Annotated in this window: 11 protein-coding genes; 7 read left to right on the forward strand and 4 right to left on the reverse strand. The window is 63.3% G+C overall.

Annotation, left to right across the window (positions count from 1 at the left end; all coding sequences use genetic code 11):
* Positions 1–133 precede the first annotated feature (133 nt).
* Positions 134–511 (forward strand): DoxX family protein, encoded by a 378-nt coding sequence (locus NKH59_RS32590; RefSeq protein WP_352542904.1) that lies wholly within the window; start codon positions 134–136, stop codon positions 509–511.
* 30 nt (positions 512–541) lie between these two features.
* On the opposite strand, the gene NKH59_RS32595 is transcribed toward NKH59_RS32590, so the two are convergent.
* The gene (locus NKH59_RS32595; protein ID WP_352542903.1) at positions 542–1,264 is read right to left on the reverse strand and encodes an SDR family oxidoreductase; all 723 of its coding nucleotides are present in this window, start codon (positions 1,262–1,264) and stop codon (positions 542–544) included.
* Positions 1,261–2,112: an SDR family NAD(P)-dependent oxidoreductase gene (locus tag NKH59_RS32600; RefSeq protein ID WP_352453403.1), complete on the reverse strand. Its 852-nt coding sequence runs from the start codon at positions 2,110–2,112 to the stop codon at positions 1,261–1,263. The genes NKH59_RS32595 and NKH59_RS32600 overlap by 4 nt, the downstream gene beginning before the upstream one ends.
* 105 nt (positions 2,113–2,217) lie before the next feature.
* Between NKH59_RS32600 and NKH59_RS32605 the strand changes: the two genes are divergently transcribed.
* Positions 2,218–3,090: a helix-turn-helix transcriptional regulator gene (locus NKH59_RS32605; RefSeq protein WP_352453402.1), complete on the forward strand. Its 873-nt coding sequence runs from the start codon at positions 2,218–2,220 to the stop codon at positions 3,088–3,090.
* A gap of 101 nt (positions 3,091–3,191) precedes the next feature.
* On the opposite strand, the gene NKH59_RS32610 is transcribed toward NKH59_RS32605, so the two are convergent.
* Positions 3,192–3,785, reverse strand: a complete 594-nt coding sequence (locus NKH59_RS32610) for a TetR family transcriptional regulator C-terminal domain-containing protein (protein WP_352453406.1) — start codon at positions 3,783–3,785, stop codon at positions 3,192–3,194.
* Between the two features lie 289 nt (positions 3,786–4,074).
* On the opposite strand from NKH59_RS32610, the gene aptA reads away from it, so the two are divergent.
* From aptA to NKH59_RS32630, 4 genes are read left to right on the forward strand one after another with little or no spacing between them, the layout of a single operon-like run.
* Positions 4,075–5,403, forward strand: coding sequence for an omega-aminotransferase AptA (gene aptA, locus NKH59_RS32615; protein WP_352471500.1), 1,329 nt, complete (start codon positions 4,075–4,077; stop codon positions 5,401–5,403).
* Between the two features lie 56 nt (positions 5,404–5,459).
* Complete coding sequence (locus NKH59_RS32620; RefSeq protein WP_352471503.1) at positions 5,460–6,710, forward strand: Zn-dependent hydrolase; 1,251 nt, start codon at positions 5,460–5,462, stop codon at positions 6,708–6,710.
* A gap of 58 nt (positions 6,711–6,768) precedes the next feature.
* Positions 6,769–8,220 (forward strand): dihydropyrimidinase, encoded by a 1,452-nt coding sequence (gene hydA, locus NKH59_RS32625; protein ID WP_352542902.1) that lies wholly within the window; start codon positions 6,769–6,771, stop codon positions 8,218–8,220.
* A 29-nt stretch (positions 8,221–8,249) separates the two neighbouring features.
* Positions 8,250–8,591, forward strand: coding sequence for a hypothetical protein (locus tag NKH59_RS32630; RefSeq protein ID WP_352471506.1), 342 nt, complete (start codon positions 8,250–8,252; stop codon positions 8,589–8,591).
* 35 nt (positions 8,592–8,626) lie between these two features.
* Here NKH59_RS32630 and NKH59_RS32635 read toward each other — a convergent pair whose 3' ends face one another.
* A complete protein-coding gene (locus tag NKH59_RS32635; RefSeq protein ID WP_023675871.1) occupies positions 8,627–9,031 on the reverse strand; it encodes a cupin domain-containing protein in 405 nt (134 codons plus the stop codon).
* 176 nt (positions 9,032–9,207) lie between these two features.
* Between NKH59_RS32635 and NKH59_RS32640 the strand changes: the two genes are divergently transcribed.
* Complete coding sequence (locus NKH59_RS32640; RefSeq protein WP_352471507.1) at positions 9,208–9,999, forward strand: ABC transporter ATP-binding protein; 792 nt, start codon at positions 9,208–9,210, stop codon at positions 9,997–9,999.
* Positions 10,000–10,177: the final 178 nt, after the last annotated feature.

Genomic DNA, 10,177 nt, shown 5'->3' on the forward strand with positions numbered 1-10,177 from the left:
ATAAACACGTGACACGGCGTTGGCGTCCGGTTTCTTCAAACCTCCCGGTTGCCCTCTGTGTGGCCCGCCGTTGATGGGACCGGGCGCGGGGGGTTCCGCCGCGCGCCTCTTTTCTGCCCGAGGACCCGACAGCATGTTTTCAAACTTTGATAGTGAGATCCTATTCGCCGCCCGCCTGCTGCTTGGCGGCGGCTTTGTCTTTGCCGGCCTGCGCAACATTCAGAACGCGGCGTTGGTGAGCCAATTGATGACGACGCGCGGCGTGCCGCAGGCACGGCTGGTTCTTTGGCTGGGGATCGTCCTGCAAATCATTGCCGGAGCGCTGGTGATCGCGGGCATCTGGACCGCTGCGGCGGCGGCATGCCTGATCCTGTTCCTGATCGTCGCCACGCCGATGTTCCATAACTTCTGGGATCATCAGGGGCCTGAGCGCGCGTCCCGCATCAACGGCTTTGTCGGCAACGTCGCGCTGGCCGGAGGATTTCTGGCGCTGATCGCGCAGTCGCTTTGACAACGACTGATGCCTCTTGGAGGCAGCCGCTCACGCCGCATACCGCAAGCCGCCGTCGCAGGTCAGGATCTGGCCTGTGACGAAGCTGTTCGAAACCAGGAACGCGATCGCCTCAGCGACGTCCTCGGCGCGGCCAATGCGGCCGACCGGTGTCTTGCCGGCATAATCGGCAAACACCGCATGGCGCTGTTCATCGGGCAGGAAATCCCACCACGGCGTGTCGATGACGCCCGGCGCCACGACATTGACGCGTAGCGGCTTCAGCTCCATTGCCAGGATCGGCACCACGGTCAGCAGCATGCCGTTGACGGCGGCGATGCCGGCGACACCCGGCGCCGACAATTGCGCCGACACCGCCGAGATGAAAGTCACCGAGCCGCTCTTGTTCAGCGTCGGCAAGGCGGCCTGCAGGCAGGAGAGCTGTGGCCGGACCTTCTCGTCGACGCCACCGCCGATGTCAGTCAGGTCAAGCGTTTCGAACGGACCGAGCCCCTTGCCGCCGCTGGCGGCCAGCACCAGGTGATCGAAAGGGCCGAGATCGTTGAAGAACCGGCGAACCTCGTCCGGCTTCGCGGCATCGAAGGCAGCCTTTTCGACTGCGCCGCCAAGGCTTTGCCATGCGTTGTCGAGCCTTTCCCGGTTGCGCCCGGTGATAGTCACCTTCATGCCCGGGCCAAGCAGCTTTTTCGCGGTGGCGAGGCCGATGCCGGAGGAGCCGCCGACGATCACGGCGTGCTGCGTTTTCTCGGTCATGAATTTTCTTTCTTCGATGTTGCGGAAGCGGGTGCGAGCGCGACAAGGCCGAGACTCAATTCACGCAACTGCTGCCTCGCCTTCGCGTCATAGGCTTGTGCATCGGCACGGGATTCCCTTTGGCCGTCGAAATAGAGGCCGCTTCGCCCTTCGAGTGCCGGCGATGTGGCGAGGTTGATGATGGCTTCGGCGCCGGTTTCGACCGAGCTCCACGGCGTGATGCCCGCCTGCCGCACCATCGTGGTGTTCATGTAGCTTGCCGGATGCAGGCTGTTGACGGTCACATTGGTGCCGTGCAGCTGCTCCGCCAGGTCGATGGTGAACATGATCTGCGCCAGCTTGCTCTGGCAGTAGGCACGAACGCCGTCGTAGGAGCGGGTCAGCATGACATCCCTGAAGTCGATCGCCCGTTGCCCGGCCGAGGCGACATTGATGATGCGCGCCGGCGCGCTGGCCTTGAGCAGTGGCAGCAGCTCCGTGGTGAGCAGGAAACCGGCGAGGTAGTTGACGGCAAAGCGCAGCTCGTAGCCGTCGGCGCTGACCTGCCGTTTCGCGTTGGGGCCGGCGGTGCCAACGCCGGCATTGTTGATGAGGATATCGAGCCGCTTGGTCCTGGCGCGGACGGCTTCGGCGAGGCGGCGGACCTCGGCCAGGGAGGAGAGATCGGCGACAAGAAGCTCGGCCTTGCCGCCGGCGGCTTCGATCTCGGTCACGATCGCCTTGCCCCTTGTCGCGTCGCGGCCATGCACCAGGATGCGGGCGCCGCCGGCGCCGAGCCGTTGCGCGACAACGCGGCCGACGCCGTCGGTTGAGCCGGTAATCAGGATCGTCTTGTCTTTCAGTTCCATGTTCAGAGCCTCCATGTCATCGCTCTGAGCAGAAAGATGGGACACCAGACGCATGCCAAACAGTTCAAACTTTATCCTGGTATCGGTACTGCTATAATAGCGCCGATGGATTCCACCACGCATTCTGCCGAAGGCAGCCGTCGCCGCGAGCTTGGCGCCTTTCTGCGCTCGCGGCGCGAAAGGCTGACGCCTTCGGCCACCGGCATTTCGACCGGCCTGCGCCGGCGCACGCCCGGGCTGCGGCGCGAGGAGGTGGCGATGATCGCCGGCGTCGGCACGACCTGGTACACCTGGCTGGAGCAGGGCCGCGACGTTCGGCCGTCGGTGGAAGTGCTGACGGCGCTCAGCCGGGCGCTGCGCCTGGACACGGCCGAGCAACGGCATCTGTTCATTCTTGCCGGCCGCCCGCAGCCGGAGCGTCGCGTCGACGCGCCGGAAAAAGTCGATAGCCCGTTGCTGCACATGCTGCAGAGCCTGGTCCTGCAGCCGGCCTATGTCCTTGGGCGGCGCTGGGACGTGCTGGCCTGGAATTCTGCTGCGGCAGCCGTGTTCGGCGACTATGGCCTGCTGGAGGGCGATGCCCGCAACATCGTCCATATGGTTTTCACCAGCGCGCAGCATCGGCGCCTGCTCGTTGATTGGGAGGAACTGGCACGTGCCGTGCTGGCGTCATTCCGGGCAGAAAGCGCCAGATATGTCGGCGATCCGGATTTCGAGCGGCTGATCGCGCTGATGACGCGCTCGAGCCAGGAGTTTCGCGCCTGGTGGCCGCTACGCGACGTGGCCCGTAACCTGTCGGGTGTAAAGCATGTCAGGCATCCGACAGCGGGTGCCATGGCGTTCGAGCATATGAGCCTGTCGATCGACGACGGCTCGGACATGAAGCTGATCGTCTACACGCCGCTCGCCGAGCAGAACTCGATCGCCAAGCTGCAGAAGCTGCTCGATGCGCTGCCGGCCGAGCGGCGCAGCGCGTGAGCCCAACTTCGTCATCCTGGGGTCTGCGCTGCGTCGCTCCGCTCCTTGCTGCGCCCCAGGATGACGAAGCAATGGGGGAGGTTTGCGACAGCCGAGCTGCCTCAGCCCTTCGGCTTCAGCCCGTCGATGAACAGTTGCTCGAGAAACCTTGCGGCATCCTCGAAGCGGCCGTCGCCGCCGCGGTCAGGGCCGAGCACGGCGCGGACCTGCACGTCGAAATCGGCATAATGCTGCGTCGTCGCCCAGATCGAGAAGATCAGGTGCCAGGGGTCGGTGCGGGCAATCTTGCCGGCGCGCATCCAGCCCTTGATGACATTGGCCTTCTCGTCGACCAGCGTCTTCAACTCGCCTTCCAGCATCGGCATGATACGCGGCGCGCCCTGCAGGATCTCGTTGGCGAACAGCCGGCTCTCGCGCGGGAAATCGCGCGCCATTTCGAGCTTGCGCCTGATATAGCTGCGCAGTTCGGTCAAGGGGTCGCCGATATCGTCGAGTTCGCGCAGCGGCGCCAGCCAGGTGTCGAGAAGCCGCTGCATCAGCGTCTTGTGGATGTCCTCCTTGCGGCGGAAATAATAGAGCAGGTTCGGCTTCGACATGCCGGCGGCTTCAGCGATCTGGTCGATTGTCGAGCCGCGAAAACCGTTGGTCGAGAAGACTTCGAGCGCCGCCTCGAGGATGAGCTCGCGCTTTTCCATCTGGATGCGGGTGCGGCGAGGAGCAGAGCTTTCGACCGCACCCGTCACCTCGAAAAACCTTCGCTGCGAGGAGTGTCTGGACCAATTCTCTGGACCAGTTTTTCTCCGCCCTGTGGAGCGCACTTCGAAAGCCGCATTTCCGCTAGTAATCCCTTGACCGCTGATAAGGCGGTGCTAACGTTTGTCCAACCGGTCAAAAATTTGCGTAGCACGAAAACGTCGCGAAGACCAAGTTGGAAAGACCAGGCGTTAGCCGCACCGAAACAAGTTACAAGGGGAAGTCTCGGTCATGTCCAACCGGCTGAAAGTCACGCCGAACGATCTCAGTGCATTCTGGATGCCGTTCACGGCAAACCGGCAGTTCAAGCAGGCGCCGCGCATGATGGTGTCGGCCAAGGACATGCACTACACGACCAGCGACGGGCGCAAGGTGCTCGACGGCACCGCCGGCCTGTGGTGCGTCAATGCCGGCCACTGCCGCCCGAAGATCACCGAGGCGATCCAGAGCCAGGCGGCCGAGCTCGACTATGCGCCGGCGTTCCAGATGGGCCATCCGATCGTGTTCGAGCTGGCGAACCGGCTGGTCGACATCGCGCCGAAGGGCATGGACCATGTGTTCTTCACGAATTCCGGCTCGGAATCGGTCGAGACCGCGCTGAAGATGGCGATCGCCTATCACCGCGCCAAAGGCGAGGGCTCGCGCACCCGTCTGATCGGCCGCGAACGCGGCTATCACGGCGTCAATTTCGGCGGCATCTCCGTCGGCGGCATTGTCACCAACCGCAAGATGTTCGGCACGCTGCTCGGCGGCGTCGATCACATGCCCCACACGCATCTGCCGGAAAAGAACTCTTTCACCAAGGGCGTGCCGGAGCATGGCGCGGAACTGGCGAACGAGCTGGAGCGCATCGTCGCCTTGCACGACGCCTCGACCATCGCCGCCGTCATCGTCGAGCCGGTTGCCGGTTCCACCGGCGTCATCCTGCCGCCGAAGGGCTATTTGCAGAAGCTTCGCGAGATCTGCACCAAGCACGGCATCTTGCTGATCTTCGACGAAGTCATCACCGGTTTCGGCCGTCTCGGTACGCCGTTTGCCGCCGACTATTTCGGCGTCACGCCGGATATCATGACCACGGCGAAGGGCGTCTCCAACGGCGTCATCCCGATGGGCGCGGTGTTCGTGAAGAAGGAAATCCACGACGCCTTCATGACCGGCCCCGAGCACATGATCGAGTTCTTCCACGGCTACACCTATTCGGGCAATCCGATCGCCTGCGCGGCAGCGCTGGGCACGCTTGACACCTACAAGGAAGAAGGGCTGCTGACGCGCGGCGAGGAACTGGCGCCGTACTGGGAGGACGCGCTGCACTCGCTGAAGGGCGAGCCGAACGTCATCGATATCAGAAACATCGGCCTGATCGGCGCGATCGAGCTGGCGCCGATCGCCGGCCAGCCAACGAAGCGGGCCTTCTCGGCTTTCGTCAAGGCGTTCGAGCGCGGTGCATTGATCCGCACCACCGGCGACATCATCGCGCTGTCGCCGCCGCTGATCATCACCAAAGGCCAGATCAACGAATTGATCGACCATGTGCGCGAAGTGCTGAGGGCCGTGGATTGAACCAGGTGCAGCTTTCCCTCCCCCTCGACGCCGCGCAACCAATGAGGTTTTAGAATATGGCCGCCCCCGGCGAGAATCTGCGGATCAATTCAGACCGTTTGTGGGATTCGATAATGGAGATGGCGAAGATCGGCCCCGGCATTGCCGGCGGCAATAATCGCCAGACTGTTACTGACGAGGACGGCGAAGGGCGGCATCTGTTCAAGCGCTGGTGCGATGAGGCGGGGCTCGAAATGGGCGTCGACGAGATGGGTACGATGTTTGCCCGTCGCGAAGGCACCGACCCCAGCCTGCCGCCGGTCTATGTCGGCAGCCATCTCGACACCCAGCCGACCGGCGGCAAGTATGACGGCGTGCTCGGCGTGCTCGGCGGCCTGGAGGTCGTGCGCTCGCTCAACGATCTCGGCATCAAGACCAAGCATCCGATCGTCGTCACCAACTGGACCAACGAGGAAGGCGCCCGCTTTGCGCCGGCGATGATGGCGTCCGGGGTATTCGCCGGCGTGCTCGACCAGGCCGACGTCTATTCACATGTCGACAAGGACGGCAAGAAATTCGGCGAGGAGCTCGAACGGATCGGCTGGAAGGGCACCGAGAAAGTCGGTGAGCGCAAGATCCACGCCTTCTTCGAATTGCATATCGAGCAGGGCCCGATCCTCGAGGACGAGGGCATCGACATCGGTGTCGTCACCCACGGCCAGGGACTGAAATGGCTGCAGGTGACGCTGACCGGCAAGGAGGCGCATACCGGCTCGACGCCGATGCCGAAGCGGCGCAATGCCGGGCTCGGCATGGCGCGGGTGATCGAATTGGTGCACGAGATCGCCATGGACTACCAACCCGACGCCGTCGGCGCGGTCGGCCATATGGAGGTCTATCCGAACTCGCGTAACATCATTGCCGGGCGCACCGTCTTCACTATCGACATCCGCTCGCCGGAAAAGGAGGTGCTGGACGCCATGGACGGCCGCATCCGCGACGGCATCGACACAATTTGCGACGCGCTCGACATCAAATATCAAATCGATCAGGTCGGCCATTTCGATCCGGTCACTTTCGACGCGGGCTGCGTCAAGGCTGTGCGGGATGCGGCGGAGCGCCTGGGATATACGCATCGCAACATCGTCTCGGGCGCCGGCCATGACGCCTGCTGGATCAACCGCGTCGCACCCACCGCAATGGTGATGTGCCCCTGTGTCGACGGGCTCAGCCACAACGAGGCCGAGGAAATCACCAAGGAATGGGCAGCGGCCGGCGCCGACGTGCTGTTCCATGCGGTGGTGGACACGGCGGGGATTGTGGGGTGATGGGATAGCCTCGCAACGCCGCTCACAAGAAGCGCGAAGAGAATAAGGGAACAAGAAAATGTCCAAAGTCATCAAGAATGGCACCATCGTCACCGCCGACCGGACGTGGAAGGCCGATGTGCTGTTCAAGCACGGCAAGATCATCGGCATCGGCTCGGATTTGCATGGCGACCATGAGTTCGACGCCAGCGGCTGCTATGTGATGCCGGGCGGCATCGACCCGCATACCCATCTCGAAATGCCGTTCATGGGCACCTATTCGGCCGACGACTTCGAATCCGGTACCCGCGCGGCCCTTGCCGGCGGCACGACCATGGTCGTCGATTTCTGCCTGCCGGCGCCGCAGCAATCACTGCTCGAGGCCCTGCAGATGTGGGACAACAAGACCTCGAAGGCGTCCTGCGACTATTCCTTCCACATGGCGATCACCTGGTGGGGCAAGCAGGTGTTCGACGAGATGGCCACCGTCGTCGACAGGGGCATTACCTCGTTCAAGCATTTCATGGCCTACAAGGGCGCGCTGATGGTCGATGACGACGAGCTCTATTCGTCGTTCCAGCGCTGTGCCGATCTTGGCGCGCTGCCGCTGGTCCATGCCGAGAATGGCGACGTGGTCGCGGCGCTGTCGCAGAAGCTGCTGGCGGCGGGCAACAGCGGCCCGGAGGGGCACGCCTATTCGCGCCCGCCTGAAGTCGAAGGCGAGGCGACCAACCGCGCCATCATGATCGCCGACATGGCCGGCGTGCCGCTCTACGTCGTGCATGTCTCCTGCGAGCAGGCGCACGAAGCCATCCGCCGGGCGCGCCAGAAAGGCATGCGGGTATTCGGCGAGCCGCTGATCCAGCACCTGACGCTGGACGAGAGCGAATATTTCAACAAGGACTGGGACCATGCGGCGCGCCGGGTGATGAGCCCGCCCTTCCGCAACAAACTGCACCAAGATTCGCTGTGGGCCGGCCTGCAGGCCGGGTCGCTGCAAGTGGTGGCGACCGACCATTGTGCCTTCACCACCAAACAGAAGCGCAACGGCGTCGGCGACTTCACCAAGATCCCGAACGGCACGGGCGGGCTCGAGGATCGTTTGCCGGTGCTGTGGACGACCGGCGTCAACACCGGCCGGCTGACGATGAACGAGTTCGTCGCGGTGACCTCGACCAACATCGCCAAGATCCTCAACATGTATCCGAAGAAGGGCGCCATCGTCGAAGGCGCGGACGCCGACATCATCGTCTGGGACCCGAAGCGCAAGAAGAAGATCACGGCCAAGAAGCAGCAGTCGGTGATCGACTACAATGTCTTCGAAGGTTTTGAGGTAACCGGCCTGCCGCGCTTCGTCTTCTCGCGCGGCGAACTGTCGATCGAGGAAAACGAGGTCAAGGCGGAGCCCGGCCATGGCGAGTTCGTCGCTCGCGAGCCGAACGCGGCGGTCAACCGGGCGCTGTCGACGTGGAAGGAAATTTCCGCGCCGCGCAAGGTGGAACGGACGGGCATTCCGGCGACGGGCGTTTGAGCTTGGCGAGCCACGGAGCGATTATCTCAATGGCCGCAGTGATCCTTGGCGCCGGGCCGGCGGCGGCTGACGTCCTTGCCGGCTCCTTTGGCAATGAGGTCGGTTGCGCTGGTGTACGGCTCGGTTATCAGGACAGCGACGATTATGTCGTGCTGACCGCCGACGGCGTCGAAACCTATGGCAGCGGCTGCCAGTTCGCACAGCGACTGACGACGGCGCCTGGCACCCTGTTGTTGAGCTCCACCTGTTTCGCCGAGGGCGAGAAGGGCACGACCACGGATGTCGTCAAGGTCATCAACAGAGGAGGGGACGGTTTCTTCGTGACCATTCCCGGCCTTGAGGAGATCGGGCCGCTGAAATCATGTTCGTGACGGTGCCGATGACGACCGCCGCCTCGATGCCGGCGTCAGGCGACCAACCCATCCAGTTCCGGCAGCAGGACGACGCTTTCCTGTTCGTTGGGATCGGTTCGGGCAATGACCGCCGAGGCGGGGCCGTCGCTCAGATTGGCCGGCAGATGCGGCACGCCGGGGGGAATATAGAAAAGATCGCCGGCCTTGACCACGATATGCTGTTCGAGCCGGTCGCCATACCAGGTATGGACTTCGCCGGAGAGCACATAGATCGCGGTTTCATGGTTTTCGTGCATATGCGCCTTGGCGCGGGCACCCGGCGGCATGGTCAGCAGATGCATGCAGATGCCGGACGAGCCGACTGTTTCGGCGGCGATACCGGCGAAATAACTCAGGCCCTGCTTGCCTTCATAAGAGCTTTCAGGGCGGATAAGATGGCAAGTCGGTTTGGGCGACATCGGGGCAACTCCGGGCGTCTATCTGATGGGACAAGGGCGCGTAGAACTGGGGCGCATAGAACTGGGGCGAGTAAAACTGCGGCGAGTAGGACTGGGCGAGTGGAAAGCAACATCTGGGTAAAATCAATGGGATTCCGGCCGGCGCCGCAGTGGCCGGAAGCGACAGGCTACGGCCGATGACGGGAGTATCCCCAGCCGTTGTTTCGGCAAGCAAGCTTGGCCTGACCTTCCAGACCAATGATGGTCCGGTACAGGCGCTGTCGAATGTCGACCTGACGATCGGCAAGGGGGAATTCGTGTCCTTCATCGGGCCCTCCGGCTGCGGCAAGACGACCTTGCTGCGCGTCATCGCCGATCTGGAGAAGCCGACATCGGGAGCCATCTCCGTCAACGGCATGACGCCCGAGCAGGCGCGCCAGAGCCGCGCCTATGGCTATGTCTTCCAGGCGGCCGCACTTTATCCGTGGCGCACCATCCAGCGCAATGTGGCACTGCCGCTGGAGATCATGGGCCTGTCCAGGGCGGAGCAGGCGGCGCGCATCAAGCGAACCCTCGACCTTGTCAATCTCAGCGGCTTCGAGAAGAAATACCCCTGGCAGCTTTCGGGCGGCATGCAGCAGCGCGCCTCGATCGCGCGGGCGCTCGCCTTCGACGCCGACCTTTTGTTGATGGACGAGCCGTTCGGCGCGCTGGACGAGATCGTGCGCGATCACCTCAACGAACAGCTGCTGGAGCTTTGGGAGCGCACCAACAAGACTATCTGCTTCGTCACCCATTCGATCCCCGAGGCGGTCTATCTGTCGACGCGCATCATCGTCATGTCGCCGCGCCCGGGGCGTGTCAGCGACGTCATAGAATCGACGCTGCCGAAAAAGCGACCGCTCGATATCCGCGAGACGCCGGAGTTCCTGGCCATCGCGGCACGCGTGCGCGACGGGCTGAGGGCAGGGCACAGCTATGATGATTGAGCGGGATGAACTCCCTCCTCTCCCCGTTGGGGCTAGCGGGGCCCCCCATGCCTTCGTCATCCTAGGGCGGAGCAGCCGCGAAGCGGCCTGCGCAGACCCTAGGATCCATATGTGGACGGCGCCCTGCCTGCAACGGTTGTTTTGCGTCGTTTTCGATCGCTTGCGTCCATATGTCCGG

This window comes from Mesorhizobium sp. M0998 (genome assembly GCF_040318885.1).
GTDB lineage: Bacteria > Pseudomonadota > Alphaproteobacteria > Rhizobiales > Rhizobiaceae > Mesorhizobium.